This window comes from Paracoccus sp. MC1862 (genome assembly GCF_016617715.1).
GTDB lineage: Bacteria > Pseudomonadota > Alphaproteobacteria > Rhodobacterales > Rhodobacteraceae > Paracoccus.
Genome location: NZ_CP067225.1, coordinates 1,400,745 through 1,420,615 on the forward strand (window position 1 = coordinate 1,400,745; position 19,871 = coordinate 1,420,615).

The following is a 19,871-nucleotide window of genomic DNA, read 5'->3' on the forward strand; positions in this document are numbered from 1 at the left end:
ATCAGATGCCGTCGGGGGGCGGTCACATCATCAGAGCCGGGATCAGCGTGACAGTATGCCACTGCATGGGCCCCGTCGCTCTCATTGACATGGGCTCCCTCCGTGGAACAAACAAAGAACATTGATGTTGTTCTTTCCCTTCCCGTGGAGCCTTTCTGCACATGTCCTCAGCCCCTGCCCTCGCCCAACTGCGTGCGCAGATCGCCCGGATCGAGGGTGCGGGTGGGCGAGTGCAGGGCGTTCTCCCCTTCGGCCTTCCCGACCTTGATCGCAGGTTGCCAGGTGGCGGCCTGGCACTGGGCTGCCTGCACGAGGTGGCGGGGGGCGGCAACGGCGCGGTGGACGGCGCGGCGGCGGCCTGCTTTGCCGCCGGGATCGCGGCACGCCTGCCTGGTCAGGTGCTCTGGTGCGTGATCCAGGCGGACCTCTTCGCCCCCGGTCTGGCGCAGGCGGGCCTGCCGCCCGGCCGGGTCATCCATGTCGAGGCGGGGGACGAACGGGACGTGCTTGCCTGCATGGAGGAAGGGCTGCGGCACGGCGGCTTGGCGGCAGTCGTGGCCGAGGCGCCGCGCCTGCCGATGACCGCCTCCAGGCGGCTGCACCTGGCGGCGCGCGAGGGCGGCACGCTCGGCATCGCCCTGCGGCGCTGGCGGCGTCCGGCGGAGGCCAGTGACTTCGGCCAGCCCACGGCGGCGATGACGCGCTGGCGGATCTCCGTGCTGCCCTCGGCGCCCCTGCCGGTGCCCGGCCTGGGGCGGCCGCGCTGGCTCGTCGAGCTGATCCGGGCGCGGGCGGGCGAGAGCTTTGATGTCGAACTGGAGGGCTGCGATGAGACGGGTCGCCTCGGTCTACCTGCCGAACTGGCCGACGGACCGGCTGCGGCGCACCGCTGGGGACGCAGCGCCGGATGACGCGCCCCTGGTCGTGGCCGGCCGGGTGGGCAACCGTCGGGTGGTAACGGCGGCAAACGCCGCCGCGCAAGATCTGGGCCTGCATGCCGGTATGCCGATTGCCACCGCGCAGGCCCTGGTGCCCGGCCTCGTCGTCGTGCCCGCCGACCCCGCGGCAGATGCCGCCAGCCTCGAGCGCCTGGCCTTGTGGGTCATGCAGCGCCTCTCCCCGATGGTGGCCGCCGATCCGCCCGACGGGATCGTCCTGGACACGACCGGGGCAGACCACCTGCAGGGCGGCGAGGCGGCGATGCTGGAGGCGCTGGTGGGGCGGCTTGTGATGTCTGGCGTCACCGCCCGTGCGGCGGTCGCCGACACCTGGGGCGCCGCGCATGCGCTGGCGCGGCATGCCGCCGCCCCCACCCTCGTCGCGGCCCCCGGGGCCGCCGAGGTTGCACTGGCGCCTCTGCCCCTCCAGGCGCTGCGGCTGCCGCCGGCCACGGTCACCGGGTTGCACACCCTGGGCTTCACCCGCATCGGCGACCTGCTGGGGCAGCCCCGCGCGCCCCTGGCGCGCCGCTTCGGTCCGGGCCTCTGGCGCAGGATCGACCAGGCCTTGGGCGTGGCATCTGAGCCCATCGAGCCGGTCCGACCCGAAGGCCTCGTCGAGGTGCGCCGCGTCTTCGCCGAACCCATCGCCGCCGCCGAGACCATCGCCAGGTATATCGGCAAGCTCGTCCTGGCCTTGTGCGCACAGATGGAGGAACGCGGCCTGGGCGCCCGCCGGCTCGATCTCTTCTGCTACCGGATCGACAACGACCTGCAGACGGTGCGTGTCGGCCTCGCCCGGCCGGTCCGCGACCCCGGCCGCCTCACCCGGCTCCTCTGCGCCCGCATCGAGATCCTCGACCCGGGCTATGGCATCGAGATCATGGTGCTGGCCGCCACCTTGGCGGAGCCGCTGGAGGCCCGGCAGGCCGCGAGCCTGCTGGAGGAGCCTGCGCCCGATCTGGCCGGGCTGATCGACACCCTGGTGAACCGCGTCGGTGCGGGGGCCGTCTACCGCATCGTGTCCGTCCCCAGCGACGTGCCCGAGCGGTCCGTGCGCCGCATCCCGGCTTTGGCGGAGGAGACGGGCGACGGGTGGCCGGGCCACTGGCCCCGTCCTGCGCGCCTCCTGCCCCGGCCCGAAGCGATCGAGACCATGGCGCTCCTGCCCGACCACCCGCCCGCGTGGTTCTCCTGGAAGGGCGTGCGGCGGCGCGTGCGGCGGGCCGACGGCCCGGAACGCATCTTCGGGGAATGGTGGACGCGCGATGTCGAGCGGACGGCGGTGCGCGACTACTTCCGGGTCGAGGACGACGCGGGCGAGCGCTACTGGATCTACCGCGCCGGCGACGGCGAGGATCTCGCCACCGGCTCGCAGCGCTGGTTCCTCCACGGGGTCTTCGGATGAGCGGGCCGCGCTATGCAGAACTGCAGGTGACCTCGCAGTTCTCCTTCCTGCGCGGGGCCTCCTCGGCCGAGGAGCTGTTCGCCACCGCCGCCGCCATGGGCCTCGAGGCCCTGGCGGTGACCGACCGCAACTCCCTGGCCGGGATCGTGCGCGCCCACGAGGCGGCGAAGGCCACCGGCGTGCGGCTCGTCGTGGGCTGCCGGCTGGACCTGGCCTGCGGCATGTCGGTGCTGGCCTATCCGACCGACCGGGCCGCCTATGCGCGCCTCTGCCGTCTCCTGACCCTCGGCAAGGGGCGAGCGGGCAAGGGCCGCTGCCGGCTCGACTGGCCGGACCTGGAAGCCCATGCCAAGGGGCTGATCGCCGTCCTGGTGCCGGACCTGGCCGACGAGGCCTGCGGGATGCGCCTGCGCCGCCTGCGCGAGGCCTTCGGGGACCGGGCCTACCTGGCCCTGACCCTGCGCCGCCGCCCCAACGACCAGCTGCGGCTGCACGAGCTGGCGGCGCTGGCCGCCCGCATGAGGGTGGCGAGCGTGGTGACCAACGACGTCCTCTTTCACGAACCGGGGCGCCGCATCCTCCAGGACGTGGTGACCGCCATCCGCCACAACACCACCGTCGAGGCCCTGGGCCTGCGGCGCGAGCGCCATGCCGACCGATACCTGAAGCCCCCGGCCGAGATGCACCGCCTCTTCGCGCGCTACCCGGAAGCCCTCGCCCGCACGCTCGAGATCGCCGAACGCTGCCGCTTCTCGCTGGATGAGTTGGCCTACCAGTATCCCGAGGAGCGGGACGACCCGCGGCTCACCCCGCAGGAGACGCTGGAACGGCTCACCTGGGAGGGGGCAAGGGAGCGCTATCCCGAGGGCATCCCCGAGGAGGTCACCGCCAGGCTGACCCACGAACTCGGGTTGATCGGCAAGCTCGCCTATGCTCCCTACTTCCTCACCGTCCACGGCATCGTCCGCTTTGCCCGCTCTCGCGGCATCCTCTGCCAAGGACGCGGCTCGGCCGCGAACTCGGCCGTCTGCTATGTCCTCGGCATCACCTCCATCGATCCCGGCCGCAACGACCTCCTTTTCGAGCGCTTCGTCTCCGAGGAGCGGCACGAACCGCCGGACATCGATGTCGACTTTGAGCATGAGCGCCGCGAGGAGGTCATCCAGTGGGTCTACAAGAACTACGGCCGCGACCGTGCCGCCCTCTGCGCCACCGTCATCCGCTACCGCGCCAAGGGGGCACTGAGGGACGTCGGCAAGGCCTTGGGCCTGCCCGAGGACCTGATCCGGGCCTTGTCCTCGCAAATATGGGTCTGGTCGGCGGAGGGCGTCACCGACGCCCAGATCCGCGAGCTGAACCTCGACCCGGCCGATCGCCGCATCCGCCTGACCCTGGACCTCGCGGCCCAACTGCACGGCGCGCCGCGGCACCTGAGCCAGCATCCGGGCGGCTTCGTGCTGACCCAGGACCGGCTCGACGATCTCGTCCCGATCGAGCCGGCGGCGATGGCGGATCGCCAGATCATCGAATGGGACAAGGACGACATCGACGCGCTCCGCTTCATGAAGGTCGATGTCTTGGCACTCGGCATGCTCAGCTGCATGCGGCGGGGACTGGACCTCCTGGCCGATCACAAGGGGATCCGGCACGACCTGGCGACGATCCCGCCCGAGGACCCCCGCACCTATGCGATGATCCGGCGCGCCGACACGCTCGGCACCTTCCAGATCGAAAGCCGGGCGCAGATGGCGATGCTGCCGCGGATGCAGCCCCGCACCCTTTATGATCTCGTCATCCAGGTCGCGATTGTGCGGCCGGGTCCGATCCAGGGCGACATGGTCCACCCCTACCTGCGCAGGCGCGCGGGGCAGGAGCCGGTCGAATACCCAACGCCGGAGTTGGAAAAGGTTCTCGGCAAGACCCTCGGCGTGCCCTTGTTCCAGGAGCAGGCCATGCGCGTCGCCATCGTCTGCGCGGGCTTCACGCCGGGCGAGGCCGACATGCTCCGCAAGTCCATGGCGACCTTCAAGTTCACCGGCGGGGTCTCGGCCTTCCGCGACAAGCTCGTCGCGGGGATGATCGAACGCAACTACGATCCCGACTTCGCCGAGCGCACGTTCCGCCAGCTCGAGGGTTTCGGTTCCTACGGCTTTCCGGAAAGCCACGCGGCAAGCTTCGCGCTGATCGCCTATGCCTCGGCCTGGCTGAAGTGCTGGCACCCCGACGTCTTCTGCGCGGCGCTGCTGAACTCCCAGCCGATGGGCTTCTACGCCCCGGCCCAGATCGTGCGCGATGCCCGCGACCACGGCGTCGAGATCCGCCCCCTCTGCGTCAACGCGAGCCGCTGGGACTGCACGCTGGAACCGGCCGGCGACGAGACCCGCTTCGCCGTCCGCTTGGGCCTGCGGATGGTGAAGGGCCTGGCCAATGCCCACGCCGCCGCTCTCATCGCCGCCCGCGCCGACCAGCCCTTCGCTTCCGTCGAGGATCTCTGGCGCCGCGCGAATGTGCCGGTGGCCGCGCTGACCCGCATTGCCGAGGCCGATGGCCTCAAGCCCGGCCTCGCGCTTGCCCGCCGCGAGGCGCTCTGGGCCATCCGGGGTTTGGGGGAGACCGAGCTGCCGCTCTTTGCGGCCGCCGCGCGGGAAGGCACGACCGTCCCGGAGGCTGACGAGCCCAGCATACCCCTACGCCCCATGCGCCGGGGCCGCGAGGTGGTCGAGGACTACGCCCGCACCGGCCTCTCCTTGCGCGACCACCCGGTGGCCCTCCTGCGCGCGGACCTGCGTCGGCGCGGGATCATTCCTTGCACTGAGGCCATGAACGCCCGCAACGGCCAGTGGCTCGAGACCGCCGGCATTGTCCTCGTCCGCCAGCGTCCCGGGTCCGCGAAGGGCGTGATGTTCATCACCTTGGAGGACGAGACCGGCATCGCCAATCTCGTGGTCTGGACCAAGGTCTTCGAGGCTCACCGCCGTATCGTCCTCTCCGCCCCCATGATCGCGGTGAAGGCCCGCGTCCAGCGCGAGGGCGAGGTGGTGCATCTGGTGGTGCACGGGATCACCGATCTCTCGCGGGAGCTGGCCAGTGTCGGGGAGCGCGGCGAAAGCCTCCTGCTGCCCCACAGCCGCGGCGACGAGTTCCACCATGGCTCGCCTGGCTCCGATCCCCACATCCGCAAGCCTGCCGGACCACGCCCCCGGGCTCTGATGATGTGACCGCCCCCCGACGGCATCTGATGTGCCAAGGTGGGTCTGCAACGATCCACAAAGGGGAGCGGTCATGTCGGAGATTATCACGGTCGGGCTCGATCTGGCGAAGAATGTATTCCAGGTGCATGGAACTGACGGCGCAGGACGAGCCGTTCTGCGCAAGAAGATACGGCGAGGGCAGGTGCTGGAGTTTTTCAGCCAGCTGCCCTCTTGCGTCGTGGCGATGGAAGCCTGTGGCGGCGCTCACTTCTGGGGCCGGGAAATTGGCAAGCTGGGGCATGAGGTGCGGCTGATCCCGCCGGCCTATGTGAAGCCGTTTGTGAAGCGCCAGAAGAATGACATGGCGGACGCCGAGGCCATCTGCGAGGCGGCTATGCGACCCACCATGCGCTTTGTTCCGGTCAAGAGCGAAGAGACGCAGGGCGCGGCAATGGTCTTCCGGGTCCGGGAGTTGCTGATCCGGCAGCGCACGCAGGCGATCAACGCATTGCGCGGCCATCTGACCGAGTTCGGTCAGATCGTGCCACAGGGAGCGGCCAACGCTGCGCGGCTGATCGCGATCGTGGAGGATCCGGATGGCGCTCTCCCTGCTGATGCCGTCCCCACGCTGAAGGCTTTGATCGCGGCACTCACGCATCTGGAGGCAGAGATCAGGAAGCTCGATGCCGAGATCGCCCGGCGCGCCAAGGAGAATGACGTCGCCCGGCGACTGATGACGGTGCCGGGCATCGGGCCGCTGATTGCCACGGCCATCGCTGTTCTGGCGCCGCCACCCGAGACGTTCCGCAAGGCACGCGACTTTGCCGCCTGGCTTGGTCTTGTGCCTCGGCAGCATTCGACCGGCGGCAAGCAACGTCTCGGAGCAACGACCAGAATGGGCGAACGATCCCTGCGACGCCTGCTGATCATTGGCGCCAACAGCGTGGTGATCAAACGTAACGTTCACAAGGAAGCGCAGCCCGGAACATGGCTGGGCAGCCTGCTGTTGCGCAAGCCACCGATGCTGGTGCGGGTGGCTTTGGCGAACAAGATGGCGCGGATCGTCTGGGCCTTGATGGCTCGGGGTGGCATCTACCAATCTCCGGTCGCAGCGGCGTAAGCCTGTTGATTTCCACCCGGAACTGACCCGGGTAGGGGCGTAATTTCCACTGAGAACTGACCCATGTGAACCTTCCCCAAAGCGGAGCGCGGCGGGGGTAATGGAGTGATCCACATGGGACTTTTGAACATCATCCGACGCATGGCGTTGCGGGAGAAGCTGCCGATCCGGGAGATCGCACGGCGGACCGGCCTGTCGCGCAACACCATCAGGAAGTATCTGAGCGCTGGGACCATCGAGCCGAGGTTCGCGACGCCTGATCGGCCGAGCAAGCTCGATCCGTTTTCCGAGAAGCTGGCGGCGTGGCTGAAGACGGAAGCCGGCAAGTCACGCAAGCAGCGCCGGACGCTGAAGCAACTCCATGCCGACCTCGTGGCGCTCGGCTTCACCGGCTCCTACGGCCGGGTCGCGGCCTTCGCCCGGCAATGGCGGATGGACCGGCAGCGCGAGCAGCAGACGACGGGCCGCGGCACCTTCGTCCCTTGGTCTTTCGTCCGGGCGAGGCGTTCCAGTTCGATTGGAGCGAGGACTACGCGGTTCTGGGCGGGGAGCGCACGAAGCTTCAGGTCGCCCACATCAAGCTGGCACACAGCCGGGCCTTCCTGGTTCGGGCCTATCTGCTGCAAACCCACGAGATGCTGTTCGATGCCCATTGGCACGGGTTCCGCGTCTTTGGCGGCGTGCCGGGTCGCGGCATCTACGATAACATGAAGACAGCGGTTGACCGCGTTGGCCGCGGCAAGGAACGGCAGGTCAACATCCGCTTCCTCGCCATGACCAACCACTATGTCTTCGAGCCGGAGTTCTGCAATCCTGCCGCGGGATGGGAGAAGGGACAGGTCGAGAAGAACGTTCAGGATGCCCGGCCTCGTTTGTGGCAGCCGATGCCGAACTTTCCTGACCTGGCGGCGCTGAACGCCTGGCTGGAACGGCGCTGCCTGGAGTTGTGGCGCGAGATCCCGCACGGGGTTCTGCCCGGAACCGTCGCCGACGCCTGGGCCGAAGAACAGGCCGCGCTGATGCCGCTGCCGCCTGCCTTCGACGGCTTCGTCGAGCGGAGCAAGCGTGTCTCACCCACCTGCCTGATCAGCTTCGAGCGCAACCGCTACAGCGTGCCGGCGTCCTTTGCCAACCGTCCTGTCAGCCTCAGGGTCTACCCGGATCGGCTGGTGGTTGCCGCCGAGGGACAGATCCTGTGCGAACATGGGCGGGTGATCCAGCGGTCCCATCACCTGCCGCCTCGCACGATCTATGACTGGCGGCATTATCTGGCCGTCATCCAGCGCAAGCCGGGTGCCCTCAGGAACGGTGCGCCCTTCGCGGAACTGCCCGCGGCCTTCCGACAGTTGCAGGACCAGATGCTGCGACGACCCGGTGGCGATCGCGAGATGGTCGATATCCTGGCGCTGGTCCTGCAGCATGATGAACAGGCTGTGCTGGTTGCTGTGGAAATGGCCCTGGCCGAAGGCGTCGCGACCAAGACCCATGTGTTGAATCTCCTGCACAGGCTGATCGATGGCAAGACGACCGGCGGCCCGAACATCGACACACCGGAGGCGCTGATCCTGCGCCATGAGCCGAAGGCCAATGTCGAACGCTATGACGACCTGCGGGCGCAGATCGGAGACCGCCATGCGTCATGATCCCGCCAGCGGCGCCATCGTCATCATGCTCCGCAGCCTGAAGATGCACGGCATGGCCCAGGCCGTCACCGACCTGATCGAACAGGGGGCGCCGGCATTCGAGACAGCCGTGCCGATCCTGTCCCAGCTGCTGAAGGCCGAACTGGCGGAACGCGAAGTGCGCTCCATTGCCTATCACATGAAGGCCGCGCGCTTCCCGGCCTACAAGGATCTCTCGGGCTTCGACTTCGCTGCCAGCGAGATCAACGAGGTCACGGTGCGCCAGCTCCACCGCTGCGAGTTCATCGACGGCGCGCAGAATGTCGTGCTGATCGGCGGGCCGGGCACCGGCAAGACCCATGTCGCAACCGCCCTGGGCATCCAGGCCATCGAACACCACCGCCGGAAGGTCCGCTTCTTCTCCACCATCGAACTCGTCAATGCCCTCGAGCAGGAGAAAACCAAGGGCAAGGCGGGCCAGATCGCGGAGGGATTGACCCGGCTCGATCTCGTGATCCTGGACGAACTGGGCTACTTGCCGTTCAGCGCTTCAGGCGGTGCGCTGCTCTTCCACCTTCTGAGCAAGCTCTATGAGCGCACCAGCGTTGTCATCACCACCAACCTGAGCTTCAGCGAATGGGCCACCGTCTTCGGCGATGCCAAAATGACCACCGCGCTGCTCGATCGCCTCACCCACCGCTGCCACATCCTGGAGACCGGAAACGACAGCTTCCGCTTCAAGGCAAGCTCAGCCGCAGCAGCCAGGAAAACCAAGGAGGCCGGCCATGCCTTGACCCAAGCCTAACCCACGAAACATAACCTGAGGGTGGGTCAGTTCTCGATGGAAAACCCGGGTCAGTTCCGAGTGGAAATCAACACCGCGCCGCCTGATCAAGCCGCGTCACCCAAATTCAGCCATAGCTCTCGGCGATCGCATCGTGGCACTTGCGGGTGTCGTAGGCACCGTCAGCCGTAACGCTGCCGATCTCCTCGTCCGCCGGGATCTGGTTGAGCAGATCTGGCAGGACCGGGGCGTCACCGATGTGGCTCCCGGTGATCTCGATGGCCCGGACTTCTAGCGTTTCCTCGTCGATCCCAATGTGAATCTTGCGCCAGATACGCCGCTTCGGGCCGCCATGCTTGCGGGCGTGCCACTCGCCTTCGCCTTCGACCTTGATCCCGGTGCTGTCGACCAGCAGGTGCAGAGGTCCCTTGGAGCCCCGATACGGGATGTTGACGGCCAGGGTCTTCTGGCGCCGCGACAGCGTGCTGAAGTCAGGCACCGTCCAGTCGAGGCCGATCAGGCGAAGCAGGCTCTCGACGAACCCTGCCGTCTGCCGCAATGCCATGCCGAACAGCACCTTCATGGAAAGGCAAGTCTGGATGGCGGCATCGCTGTAGGTCTGCTGTCGGCCACGTCGACCTGTCGCAGCCGCCTCCCAGCTCATCTCGGGGTCGAACCAGATCGTCAGCGAGCCACGGCGCTTGAGCGCTTCATTGTAGGCCGGCCAGTTCCTGGTCTTGTAGGTCAGGCGTGTGGGTTTGCTCATGTCGACCAGCTACCATGCTGACTCACGACATGAGTCACTGAAGGGATTTGTGCAACATGTGTAACCGCCCCAAGCGCAAGAGGGATTTTGAAGCTGATCTTGGCGCGTTGTCGGGTGCTGACATGTGTCCGGCCTCATGATGCGGCGCGATCCATGCCGCAGGGCCCGTATGGTGTTCGAAGGTCGGGTCCAGATCAAAGCCGCGTGCTCATAGGCACTCTGTTGCACACTGGTTTTCCCGATCCCGTCTCACAACTGTTGCGCCAAACTGCTCCTTGCCCTCTTCCGCTCCGACGTCCTCGCGATCTGCGGCGGCTTACGCCGCTGCGACCGGAGATTGGTAGATGCCACCCCGAGCCATCAAGGCCCAGACGATCCGCGCCATCTTGTTCGCCAAAGCCACCCGCACCAGCATCGGTGGCTTGCGCAACAGCAGGCTGCCCAGCCATGTTCCGGGCTGCGCTTCCTTGTGAACGTTACGTTTGATCACCACGCTGTTGGCGCCAATGATCAGCAGGCGTCGCAGGGATCGTTCGCCCATTCTGGTCGTTGCTCCGAGACGTTGCTTGCCGCCGGTCGAATGCTGCCGAGGCACAAGACCAAGCCAGGCGGCAAAGTCGCGTGCCTTGCGGAACGTCTCGGGTGGCGGCGCCAGAACAGCGATGGCCGTGGCAATCAGCGGCCCGATGCCCGGCACCGTCATCAGTCGCCGGGCGACGTCATTCTCCTTGGCGCGCCGGGCGATCTCGGCATCGAGCTTCCTGATCTCTGCCTCCAGATGCGTGAGTGCCGCGATCAAAGCCTTCAGCGTGGGGACGGCATCAGCAGGGAGAGCGCCATCCGGATCCTCCACGATCGCGATCAGCCGCGCAGCGTTGGCCGCTCCCTGTGGCACGATCTGACCGAACTCGGTCAGATGGCCGCGCAATGCGTTGATCGCCTGCGTGCGCTGCCGGATCAGCAACTCCCGGACCCGGAAGACCATTGCCGCGCCCTGCGTCTCTTCGCTCTTGACCGGAACAAAGCGCATGGTGGGTCGCATAGCCGCCTCGCAGATGGCCTCGGCGTCCGCCATGTCATTCTTCTGGCGCTTCACAAACGGCTTCACATAGGCCGGCGGGATCAGCCGCACCTCATGCCCCAGCTTGCCAATTTCCCGGCCCCAGAAGTGAGCGCCGCCACAGGCTTCCATCGCCACGACGCAAGAGGGCAGCTGGCTGAAAAACTCCAGCACCTGCCCTCGCCGTATCTTCTTGCGCAGAACGGCTCGTCCTGCGCCGTCAGTTCCATGCACCTGGAATACATTCTTCGCCAGATCGAGCCCGACCGTGATAATCTCCGACATGACCGCTCCCCTTTGTGGATCGTTGCAGACCCACCTTGGCACATCAGATGCCGTCGGGGGGCGGTCACATCATCAGAGCCATGGCGACCTCGAGCACCTTGCCGTTTTCGGCTTTGCTCCGATGCCGGTGCTGATGGAGCTCGGTCGTCTCATGTCGGATCTGTCCGCCGTTTCGGTCTATGGTCGACATCGAGAGCCCAAGCCGGGCTGGACCTGGCCGAATGATCGTCCGCCGCTAAATTTCATCTGCTCACCCGGCAAGCAGGGCCCGAAGAAGGTGGTCCTCAAGCTTTCGGTGACGGCCGGCGTGTCCGATAACCGCGTCTTGAGCGCGCTGGAGGGAGAGGAGATCTCCATCTGGGAGATCCGGAGCAGCCGTCTCGGGGCAAGCGAGCTTCGGAACGAGGCCGATCTGGCCGAGTTCCGGGAGCTCGTCGGCAAGACATTTGACGTAATCCAAGACCAGCACGGAATGGACGTCGATCTGTCTATCTTTCCGGCTGTCCCGGCAGCCTGCGCAATCGAGTTCGGCCGGAGCTGGCAACCAAAGGCTCATCCTGCCCTATCGATCTATGACCAAATCACTGGGCAGGGCTTTGTCCATCGGCACGTGATCCGCTGATCTTCGCGCATGGTTTCTGTCCTTCCATGCCTCGGGCGGTTCACTGCTCTTCCACCCGTCTCGAGCAAGCTCCGTGAGCGCACCCCGTTCACGGTCGGCACGCACGATGTTTTTTCGCAAGATCCAGTTCCATCGTGAACTGACCAACCTTGCGCTCGAGCGCGGAGATCCGGGTTCCACAGTCGGCTATGACGCTGGCTTCGGCCTCCTCATCATTCAACTCGCCGCGGTCGACCTGCGTCAGCCATAGCTGGATAAGGTTGGCGGAGATCTGGTGGGTGCGCCGCGCATCGCGCCAGCCGATTACCCCGGCGCGGATGTCCTGGCAGACCTGCAGCTTGAACGGCACTGAATGCCGACGGTAGAGACCTCGTGACTTCATGAGCCTTCTCCGATCAAGGCCCGTTCAGCGTATCAGTTTCTCAGGATCCTGTGGTCCAGCCTGAAGGGTTCGCTCCAGACGGCGCCTGATCTCCCATGAGATGCGACCCATGTGACCCTTCTCCCTAGCACGGTGGGCGACGAGGACAGTGAAGTGATCCTTATGGGACTCTTGAACATCATCCGGCGCATGGCGCTGAAGAAGATGTTGCCGATCAGTGAGACTGCGCGTCGAACTGGGCTGTCGCGCATAGTTCGTTCAGGATGGTCTCTCTCCCATACGACACCCGCAACACCAACCTGTGACCCGAAGCCCGCGCCCTGCTCGTCAGCTCGGATGCTTCGGCTTCTCACTGTTTCGTGATTCTTCTAAGAAGAATGCTTACAAAGCGCTTACACCCTCGTGCTTACACAGCCAAGCAGGGGGTGCGCTACACCACTAACCTATTGAAAGGAAAGTGGTGGGCGACCCTGGAATCGAACCAGGCATGGGTCTCCCCGGCGGAGTTACAGTCCGCTGCCGCACCTTGCAGCACGTCGCCCGACGCCGGGGGTGATTAGCCCCGGCGCGGGCGCTGGTCAAGCGCTTCCGCACGGGCGCGCTTGCATCCCGCCCACACCCGCTGCAATCACCCGTGGGACAGGAGTTCGCATGACCAATCCCCCCCGCCCCGCCCGGCCGAAGAAGCCCACATGGGTCATCGACAAGGAACGCGCGAAACGCGCCGCCGCGGCCGAAACGCTGTGGCTGTTCGGGCTGCACGCGGTCCGGGACGCGCTGATGAACCCGGCCCGCACGCGGCTGCGGCTGGTGCTGACGCGCAACGCCGCCGACCGGCTGGCGGATGCCGTGGCGGGTTCGGGAATGACCCCCGAGATCGTCGATGCCCGCGTTTTCGACCGCGAGGTGCCGCTGGCCCCCGACAGCGTCCACCAAGGTGCTGCGGTCGAGGTCAGGCCGCTGGCATGGGGCAAGCTGGCCGATGTCGCTACCGAAGGCCCCGAGGGCACCCGCCCGCTGGTCGTGGCGCTGGACCGGGTGACCGATCCGCACAATGTCGGCGCGATCCTGCGCTCGGCCGAGGTCTTCGGGGCGCGGGCCGTGGTCGCCACCGCCCGCCATGCCGCGCCGGAAACCGGGGCGCTGGCCAAGACGGCCTCGGGGGCGCTGGAACGCCAGCCCTACCTGCGGGTCACGAACCTTGCCGAAGCGCTGACCGAGCTAAAGGACATGGGCTATGTCGTCCTCGGCTTGGACGGCACGGGCGATGCCACGCTGCCCGAGGCGCTGGCGGATCTGCCGGGTCGCGCGATCTGCCTTGTGCTGGGCGCCGAGGGGCCGGGCCTGCGGGAAAAGACGCGCGAAACCTGCGACCGGGTGGTGCGGATACCTTTCGCCGCCGGCTTCGGCTCGCTCAACGTGTCGAACGCGGCGGCCATTGCGCTGTATGCCGCAAGCACAGGTTGATCACGTCACGCGCGACTGTTGCGAGGTGGCCGCACGGCTCGTCACGTTGCGGCGAGCCGGGGCGGCGCGGCGTTGCGCGGCGGCCTGCGCGATGCGACATCGACCGCATGTCCTTTGTCGATCGTCATTTGCAGTCCCGGCCTGTTTCCCTGATCGGATCGGCTTTGCGGCGACCGCCGCGCCCTGCCCGGCCGCTTCTGGCGCTGCTTGCCGCCGCCGCCATGGCCGCCGCGCCGCTGGCCCCGGCAGAGGCGCAGGCGCTGGGCGGCATGGACGCGGTCAGCCTGCGCGATGCGGGCCGGGTGGTGGGCGGCGAGCCCTCGATCTCGACCCACTGGAAGGGACATGAATGGCGCTTTGCCAATGAGGCCAACCGCGCTGCCTTCGAGGCCGATCCCCGCGCCTATGCCCCCGCCTTCGGCGGCAACTGCCCCGTGGCCCTGTCGGAAGGAGAGCGTCGCGCCGGCCAGCCGGATCTGTTCGTCGTCATCGGCCGGACGCTTTACCTGACCAGCTCGCCCGAGGCGCGGCGGCGGCTTGGCGACGACCCGCAGGGCGTCCTGGACCGCGCCGCCAGCCAGTGGAAACGCATAGGTAGATAGAATCTTCACGTTTTCGCGAGAAGGTTGGAACTTCGGCGGAATGATGCACATTTACATCATGAACCTGACCACGGAACGGTCTCGTTCAGATCACTGTCCCTCGTTCCGCGACTTGCGCCCGGTTTCGACCGGGCGCTTTTTCATTTGAAGCATGGCCTGTCCATGAAACGGAAAGCCCAAGGGGAACGCAGCATGACCGCAGCCGACATCGCCCGCATCGCATCCGAGACCCAGACCATTGCAATCGTTGGGCTGTCCCCCAAGCCCGAGCGGCCCAGCCATGGCGTCGCCCGCTTCCTGCAGGAGATGGGCTATCGCATCATTCCAGTGAACCCCGGCCATGCGGGCGAGACGATTCTGGGCGAGACGACCTATGCCTCGCTTTCGGACATTCCCGAATCGGAGGCCGTGGACATGGTGGACATCTTCCGCCGGTCCGATTCCGTGCCGCCGGTCGTGGACGAGGCGCTGGCCTGCCTGCCGGAGCTGAAGACGGTCTGGATGCAGATCGGCGTCATGCACGAGGGTGCGGCGGAAAAGGCCCGTGCCGCCGGGATGACGGTGGTGCAGAACCGCTGCCCGGCGATCGACTTTCCGCGGGTCGGCGCGCGGGGTCCGGGACGGGGCTGAGGCGAAAAGTCGCGCTTTCCCCTTTTCAACCGCGAAGGGGCGGGTATAGTCGCCGCCATGACGCGGATCATGCCCATGGCCACGACGATCGACGCCGGCACCCAGCCGGGCGCCCGTTTGGTCGTGAATCTCCGCGGTCTGCTGCTTCTTACGCTGCGCTGAGCGGGTCCGCCGGGCCGCCGCTCAGTCAAGCGCAGCGCCCGGCTTCTTCCCCCGACAGCCAGAAAGAAGCACCATGACCACCACCGACACCCGCGATCCCGACCGCGTCATCATCTTCGACACCACCCTGCGCGACGGCGAGCAGTCGCCGGGCGCGACCATGTCCCATGCCGAAAAGCTGGAAATCGCCCAGATGCTGGACGAGATGGGCGTGGACGTGATCGAGGCGGGCTTCCCAATCGCGTCCGAGGGCGACTTCGCCGCCGTCAGCGAGATCGCGAAGCAGGCGCAGACCTCGGTCATCTGCGGGCTGGCCCGCGCCCAGATCCCCGACATCGACCGCGCCTGGGCAGCGGTGCGCCATGCGCGCAGGCCGCGCATCCACACCTTCATCGGCACCTCGCCGCTGCACCGCGCCATCCCGAACCTGACGATGGACGAGATGGCCGACCGCATCCACCAGACGGTGACGCATGCCCGCAACCTCTGCGAGGACGTGCAATGGTCGCCGATGGACGCGACGCGGACGGAACATGACTATCTCTGCCGCGTGGTGGAAATCGCCATCAAGGCCGGCGCCACCACGATCAACATCCCCGACACCGTCGGCTACACCGCGCCGCGCGAATCGGCGGCGCTGATCCGCATGCTGCTGGAACGGGTGCCGGGCGCCGACAGCGTGATCTTTGCCACCCACTGCCACGACGACCTTGGCATGGCGACCGCGAACAGCCTCGCCGCCGTCGAGGCGGGTGCGCGGCAGATCGAATGCACCATCAACGGTCTGGGCGAGCGCGCCGGCAACACCGCGCTGGAAGAGGTGGTGATGGCGATGAAGGTGCGCCACGACATCATGCCCTTCACGACCGGCATCGACACGAAGAAGATCATGGGCATCTCGCGCCGGGTGGCGCAGGTCTCGGGCTTCCCCATCCAGTTCAACAAGGCCATCGTCGGCAAGAACGCCTTCCTGCACGAATCCGGCATCCACCAGGACGGCGTGCTGAAGAACGTCGAGACCTTCGAGATCATGAAGCCCGCCGACATCGGGCTGAACGAGACCAACATCGCCATGGGCAAGCATTCGGGCCGCGCCGCGCTGCGCGCCAAGCTGGCCGACCTTGGCTATGACATCAGCGCGAACCAGCTGAACGATGTCTTCGTGCGCTTCAAGGATCTCGCCGACCGCAAGAAAGAGGTTTATGACGACGATCTCGTCGCGCTGATGCAGGACAGCAGCGCCAATACCGACAGCGACTACCTGCAGGTGAAGAAGCTGCGCGTGGTCTGCGGCGGCGGAGAGCCCGCGATGGCCACCCTGACCATGGTCGTGGGCGACCGGGAACAGACAGAGACGCGGCAGGGCGACGGCCCGGTGGACGCGGCCTTCAACGCCGTCGATGCGATGTTCCAGCACCACGGGCGGCTGCAGCTTTACCAGGTCCATGCCGTGACCGAGGGCACCGACGCCCAGGCCACCGTCAGCGTGCGGATGGAGGAGGACGGCCGCATCGCCACCGGGCAGGCGGCGGATACCGACACGATCCTCGCCAGCGCGAAAGCCTATGTCGGCGCGCTGAACCGGCTGAAGGTGCGGCGTGAAAAGACCGCGCCCGATGCCGACACCAAGGCCGTCAGCATGTATTCCCACTGAACCGGACGGGGCGGCGCAGGCCGCCCCTTTCTATTGCTCGGTTTCCATCCCGGCATCGGCCGCCTGCTGGAAGCCGCCGAGGTTGTAGACGCTGTGATACCCCATCTCGGTCAGGGTCTGCCCCGCCAGCGCCGCGCGTCCACCCGATCCGCAGTAAAGCACCATCGGCCGCGCCGGGTCGAAGGCCGGGTCGTGATACTTGCTTTCGCGATCCGCCCGGAACTCCAGCATCCCGCGCGACACCGCCGCCGCACCCTTCAGCCTGCCGGTCTTTTCGATCTCGGCCGAGTCGCGCAGATCGACCAGCAGCGCGTTTTCCTGCTCGACCAGCCGCCGCGCCTCGGTCGTGTCCACCTTGGGCACAACGGCATTCGCCGCGTCGAGCATCTGTTGCACCGTCTTCGCCATGCGTCCTCTCCTTTACGTTGGAACCCGTGGGGGAAAGCCTAGCACAAGCGCCAGCCGACCGGTCTCACCTTATGCGTGAATCCGCTTTCCCGAAGTTGCGCGGTTGCCTATATGGGGCCGCGGCCGCCGCCGACCCATCAAGGTCGGGCAGAACGAAAAGCGGGGCCGGGCAGGCACGGAAGGGACTTCACCATGGCATTCTTCGGTCTGTTCTCGACCGACATCGCGATCGATCTGGGGACCGCGAACACGCTGATCTACGTCAAGGGCAAGGGCGTGATCCTGAACGAGCCCTCGGTCGTGGCCTATCACGTCAAGGACGGCAAGAAGCAGATCCTGGCCGTGGGCGAGGATGCCAAGCTGATGCTGGGCCGCACCCCCGGCAGCATCGAGGCGATCCGCCCGATGCGCGAGGGCGTCATCGCCGATTTCGACAGCGCCGAGGAAATGATCAAGCATTTCATGAAGAAGGCGATCCGGCGCGGTTCGCTGTCCAAGCCCAAGGTCATCGTCTGCGTGCCCCATGGCGCCACCCCCGTCGAAAAGCGGGCGATCCGGCAGTCGGTCCTGTCGGCGGGCGCCCGCCGCGCCGGGCTGATCGCGGAACCCATCGCCGCGGCCATCGGCGCGGGGATGCCGATCACCGAACCCACCGGCAGCATGGTCGTGGACATCGGCGGCGGCACCACCGAGGTCGCGGTGCTGTCGCTGGGCGACATCGTCTATGCCCGCAGCGTGCGCGTGGGCGGCGACCGGATGGACGAGGCGATCATCAACTACCTGCGCCGCCACCACAACCTGCTGATCGGCGAAAGCACGGCCGAGCGGATCAAGACCTCGATCGGCACCGCCCGGATGCCCGATGACGGGCGCGGCGCCACCCTGATGGTGCGCGGCCGGGACCTGCTGAACGGCGTCCCGAAAGAGGTCGAACTGACCCAGGCCATGATCGCCGAGGCGCTGGCCGAGCCGGTCCAGCAGATCTGCGACGCGGTGATGATCGCGCTGGAAGCGACGCCCCCCGACCTTGGCGCCGACATCGTGGACCGGGGCGTGATGCTGACCGGCGGCGGCGCGATGCTGGGCGAGATGGACCTTGCGCTCCGCGAGCAGACGGGGCTGATGGTCGGCCTTGCCGACCAGCCGATGAACTGCGTGGCGCTGGGCACCGGCAAGGCGCTGGAATACGAAAAGCAGCTTCGCCACGTCATCGATTACGACAGCTGAGGCGGCCTGAATGGCCCGCCGCGGCTATGACTATGCCAGGCCGGTGCGCCGCATCCTCGTGGCGCTGCTGGTCATGGTGCTGATGGCGGTCTTCGTCTTCTGGCGCATCGACAGCCCGCGGGCGGAGCGGATGCGCGCGGCCGTCGTGGACCGTTTCCTGCCGTCGATGGACTGGGCGATGGTGCCGGTCACGGCCGCCAGCCGCATGGTCGCAAGCTTCCAGTCCTACCAGCGGCTCTACGAGCAGAACCAGGAATTGCGGCGCGAATTGCAGCGGATGAGCGCCTGGAAAGAGGCCGCGGTCCAGTTGGAACAGGAAAACGCCAAGCTTCTGGCGCAGAACAACGTCCGGCTGGACCCGGCGCTGACGGGGGTCTCGGGCGTGGTGCTGGCCGACAGCGGCACCGCCTTCCGCCAGTCGGTGCTGCTGAACCGCGGGGCGCGCGACGGCATCCTCGAAGGCTGGGCCACGATGGACGGGCTGGGCCTTGTCGGCCGCATCTCGGGTGTGGGGGAAACCACCAGCCGGGTGATGCTGCTGACCGACCCCTCCTCGCGCCTGCCGGTGACGATCCAGCCCTCGGGGCAGCGGGCGCTGCTGACGGGGGACAACACCGCCCTGCCCTACTTGGATTTCATGGAAAGCCCGGAAAACATCCGCCCCGGCGACCGCGTGATCACATCCGGTGACGGCGGGCTGTTCCCGCCGGGGCTGCTGGTGGGGCAGGCCGTCCAGACCACCGACCGGCGGATGCGGGTGCGGCTGGCGGCGGACTACGGCCGGCTGGAATTCCTGCGCGTCCTGCGCAGCCACCCGGCCGAGCAACTGGTGGACAGCGGCGTGCTGATCCTGCCGCCCGAGCCGGGGATGATCGGCCCGCAACTGCCGCAACCCGCCCCCACCCCCACCGACCAGGCCGCCGCGCTGGCGACCGCCCCCGTCCCCGCCCTGTCGCCCGCGCCCGAGGCCGACCGCGAAGCGCAGGCGAGCGACTGAGCCATGCCCGTTCCCTACCGCCACCGCCAGCTTCTGGGCCTGACCCTGTATCTGCTGGCCTCGCTGGCGCTGATCGTCGTTGCGCTGCTGCCGCTTGCGCCGGGCCGGATCGGGTGGCCGGGGCCGGACTGGCTTCTCGCCCTGACCTTCGCCTGGGTGCTGCGGCGGCCCGAACAGGTGCCGGTTCTGGCGATTGCCGCCGTCATGCTGATCGCCGACATCCTGACCCTGCAGCCCCCCGGCCTTGGCGCGGCCCTCGCCGTGATGGCGACGGAAGTCGCGCGGCAGCGACAGCAGCGTTGGCGCGACCAGGGATTTCTGGTTGAATGGCTGCGCGTGGCGATGCTGATGGGTCTGATGGTGCTGGCCGAGCGGGTGATCCGCACTGTGTTCCTTGTCCCTCCGACGCTGGCGCCGCTGCCGCCGCCGGGGCAGGATGTCCTGCGCCTGATCGCCACGATCGGCGCCTATCCCCTTGTCGCCGGGATGCTGTCGGCCCTCGGGCTGCGCCGCAGCCGGCGCGGCGCCTTTGAACTCGGCTGAGCC

At 67.2% G+C, this 19,871-nt stretch carries 16 protein-coding genes, 1 tRNA gene and 2 pseudogenes; 14 read left to right on the forward strand and 5 right to left on the reverse strand.

Going from position 1 to position 19,871, the window contains the following annotated elements:
* Positions 1 to 161: 161 nt before the first annotated feature.
* From JGR78_RS07055 to istB, 6 genes and pseudogenes are all read left to right on the forward strand, one after another.
* Positions 162 to 911 (forward strand): ImuA family protein, encoded by a 750-nt coding sequence (locus JGR78_RS07055; protein ID WP_182806130.1) that lies wholly within the window; start codon positions 162 to 164, stop codon positions 909 to 911.
* Positions 829 to 2,346, forward strand: a complete 1,518-nt coding sequence (locus tag JGR78_RS07060; protein ID WP_182806127.1) for a DNA polymerase Y family protein — start codon at positions 829 to 831, stop codon at positions 2,344 to 2,346. The genes JGR78_RS07055 and JGR78_RS07060 overlap by 83 nt, the downstream gene beginning before the upstream one ends.
* Entirely contained in the window at positions 2,343 to 5,564 is a 3,222-nt protein-coding gene (locus JGR78_RS07065; protein ID WP_182806125.1) for an error-prone DNA polymerase, read from the forward strand. The genes JGR78_RS07060 and JGR78_RS07065 overlap by 4 nt, the downstream gene beginning before the upstream one ends.
* Before the next feature lie 64 nt (positions 5,565 to 5,628).
* Entirely contained in the window at positions 5,629 to 6,657 is a 1,029-nt protein-coding gene (locus tag JGR78_RS07070; protein ID WP_200559299.1) for an IS110 family transposase, read from the forward strand.
* A gap of 114 nt (positions 6,658 to 6,771) precedes the next feature.
* Positions 6,772 to 8,300: pseudogene (gene istA, locus JGR78_RS07075) on the forward strand (IS21 family transposase).
* Positions 8,290 to 9,084, forward strand: a complete 795-nt coding sequence (istB, locus tag JGR78_RS07080; RefSeq protein ID WP_200559304.1) for an IS21-like element helper ATPase IstB — start codon at positions 8,290 to 8,292, stop codon at positions 9,082 to 9,084. Before istA ends, istB begins: the two are co-directional and overlap by 11 nt.
* Before the next feature lie 118 nt (positions 9,085 to 9,202).
* Here the strand turns inward: istB and JGR78_RS07085 are convergent.
* Positions 9,203 to 9,829: pseudogene (locus JGR78_RS07085) on the reverse strand (IS5 family transposase); the annotation flags it as partial.
* Positions 9,830 to 10,145: 316 nt separating this feature from the next.
* Positions 10,146 to 11,174, reverse strand: coding sequence for an IS110 family transposase (locus tag JGR78_RS07090; RefSeq protein WP_200559299.1), 1,029 nt, complete (start codon positions 11,172 to 11,174; stop codon positions 10,146 to 10,148).
* On the opposite strand from JGR78_RS07090, the gene JGR78_RS07095 reads away from it, so the two are divergent.
* Entirely contained in the window at positions 11,173 to 11,796 is a 624-nt protein-coding gene (locus tag JGR78_RS07095) for an SAVED domain-containing protein (RefSeq protein WP_200559472.1), read from the forward strand. The two genes, JGR78_RS07090 and JGR78_RS07095, sit on opposite strands and share 2 nt — an antisense overlap.
* Before the next feature lie 88 nt (positions 11,797 to 11,884).
* Here JGR78_RS07095 and JGR78_RS07100 read toward each other — a convergent pair whose 3' ends face one another.
* Positions 11,885 to 12,178: a transposase gene (locus tag JGR78_RS07100; RefSeq protein WP_200559474.1), complete on the reverse strand. Its 294-nt coding sequence runs from the start codon at positions 12,176 to 12,178 to the stop codon at positions 11,885 to 11,887.
* Between the two features lie 458 nt (positions 12,179 to 12,636).
* Positions 12,637 to 12,720, reverse strand: a tRNA-Tyr gene (locus JGR78_RS07105).
* Positions 12,721 to 12,829: 109 nt separating this feature from the next.
* Between JGR78_RS07105 and rlmB the strand changes: the two genes are divergently transcribed.
* The 4 genes from rlmB (at position 12,830) to JGR78_RS07125 (ending at position 16,693) form a co-directional block, all read left to right on the forward strand.
* Positions 12,830 to 13,645, forward strand: coding sequence for a 23S rRNA (guanosine(2251)-2'-O)-methyltransferase RlmB (gene rlmB, locus JGR78_RS07110; protein WP_182791168.1), 816 nt, complete (start codon positions 12,830 to 12,832; stop codon positions 13,643 to 13,645).
* A 164-nt stretch (positions 13,646 to 13,809) separates the two neighbouring features.
* Positions 13,810 to 14,247 (forward strand): YHS domain-containing (seleno)protein, encoded by a 438-nt coding sequence (locus JGR78_RS07115; RefSeq protein WP_234450906.1) that lies wholly within the window; start codon positions 13,810 to 13,812, stop codon positions 14,245 to 14,247.
* A 192-nt stretch (positions 14,248 to 14,439) separates the two neighbouring features.
* Entirely contained in the window at positions 14,440 to 14,877 is a 438-nt protein-coding gene (locus JGR78_RS07120; protein WP_182791167.1) for a CoA-binding protein, read from the forward strand.
* A gap of 235 nt (positions 14,878 to 15,112) precedes the next feature.
* Entirely contained in the window at positions 15,113 to 16,693 is a 1,581-nt protein-coding gene (locus JGR78_RS07125) for a 2-isopropylmalate synthase (protein WP_182791166.1), read from the forward strand.
* A gap of 30 nt (positions 16,694 to 16,723) precedes the next feature.
* Here JGR78_RS07125 and JGR78_RS07130 read toward each other — a convergent pair whose 3' ends face one another.
* A complete protein-coding gene (locus tag JGR78_RS07130; protein WP_182805617.1) occupies positions 16,724 to 17,101 on the reverse strand; it encodes a rhodanese-like domain-containing protein in 378 nt (125 codons plus the stop codon).
* A 192-nt stretch (positions 17,102 to 17,293) separates the two neighbouring features.
* Here JGR78_RS07130 and JGR78_RS07135 point away from each other — a divergent pair, with 192 nt between their 5' ends.
* The 3 genes from JGR78_RS07135 to JGR78_RS07145 are packed head-to-tail and all read left to right on the forward strand — an operon-like array spanning position 17,294 to position 19,868.
* Positions 17,294 to 18,328 carry a rod shape-determining protein gene (locus JGR78_RS07135; protein WP_182791164.1) on the forward strand — a complete coding sequence of 345 codons (1,035 nt, stop codon included), beginning with the start codon at positions 17,294 to 17,296 and terminating at the stop codon, positions 18,326 to 18,328.
* 10 nt (positions 18,329 to 18,338) lie between these two features.
* On the forward strand, positions 18,339 to 19,325 hold the full coding sequence (gene mreC, locus JGR78_RS07140) for a rod shape-determining protein MreC (protein ID WP_182805614.1): 987 nt from the start codon (positions 18,339 to 18,341) through the stop codon (positions 19,323 to 19,325).
* 3 nt (positions 19,326 to 19,328) lie between these two features.
* Positions 19,329 to 19,868: a rod shape-determining protein MreD gene (locus tag JGR78_RS07145; protein ID WP_182805612.1), complete on the forward strand. Its 540-nt coding sequence runs from the start codon at positions 19,329 to 19,331 to the stop codon at positions 19,866 to 19,868.
* The last annotated feature ends 3 nt before the right edge of the window (positions 19,869 to 19,871 follow it).

Excerpts from the sequence above, each read along its gene's own strand:
- JGR78_RS07125 (WP_182791166.1), top strand. The coding sequence starts at position 15,113 with ATGACCACCACCGACACCCGCGATCCCGACCGCGTCATCATCTTCGAC.
- JGR78_RS07090 (WP_200559299.1), bottom strand. The coding sequence starts at position 11,174 with ATGTCGGAGATTATCACGGTCGGGCTCGATCTGGCGAAGAATGTATTC.
- JGR78_RS07135 (WP_182791164.1), top strand. The coding sequence starts at position 17,294 with ATGGCATTCTTCGGTCTGTTCTCGACCGACATCGCGATCGATCTGGGG.
- JGR78_RS07055 (WP_182806130.1), top strand. The coding sequence starts at position 162 with ATGTCCTCAGCCCCTGCCCTCGCCCAACTGCGTGCGCAGATCGCCCGG.
- JGR78_RS07060 (WP_182806127.1), top strand. The coding sequence starts at position 829 with ATGAGACGGGTCGCCTCGGTCTACCTGCCGAACTGGCCGACGGACCGG.
- JGR78_RS07065 (WP_182806125.1), top strand. The coding sequence starts at position 2,343 with ATGAGCGGGCCGCGCTATGCAGAACTGCAGGTGACCTCGCAGTTCTCC.
- JGR78_RS07130 (WP_182805617.1), bottom strand. The coding sequence starts at position 17,101 with ATGGCGAAGACGGTGCAACAGATGCTCGACGCGGCGAATGCCGTTGTG.
- JGR78_RS07070 (WP_200559299.1), top strand. The coding sequence starts at position 5,629 with ATGTCGGAGATTATCACGGTCGGGCTCGATCTGGCGAAGAATGTATTC.
- mreC (WP_182805614.1), top strand. The coding sequence starts at position 18,339 with ATGGCCCGCCGCGGCTATGACTATGCCAGGCCGGTGCGCCGCATCCTC.
- istB (WP_200559304.1), top strand. The coding sequence starts at position 8,290 with ATGCGTCATGATCCCGCCAGCGGCGCCATCGTCATCATGCTCCGCAGC.
- JGR78_RS07120 (WP_182791167.1), top strand. The coding sequence starts at position 14,440 with ATGACCGCAGCCGACATCGCCCGCATCGCATCCGAGACCCAGACCATT.
- rlmB (WP_182791168.1), top strand. The coding sequence starts at position 12,830 with ATGACCAATCCCCCCCGCCCCGCCCGGCCGAAGAAGCCCACATGGGTC.
- JGR78_RS07100 (WP_200559474.1), bottom strand. The coding sequence starts at position 12,178 with ATGAAGTCACGAGGTCTCTACCGTCGGCATTCAGTGCCGTTCAAGCTG.
- JGR78_RS07145 (WP_182805612.1), top strand. The coding sequence starts at position 19,329 with ATGCCCGTTCCCTACCGCCACCGCCAGCTTCTGGGCCTGACCCTGTAT.
- JGR78_RS07095 (WP_200559472.1), top strand. The coding sequence starts at position 11,173 with ATGACCGCTCCCCTTTGTGGATCGTTGCAGACCCACCTTGGCACATCA.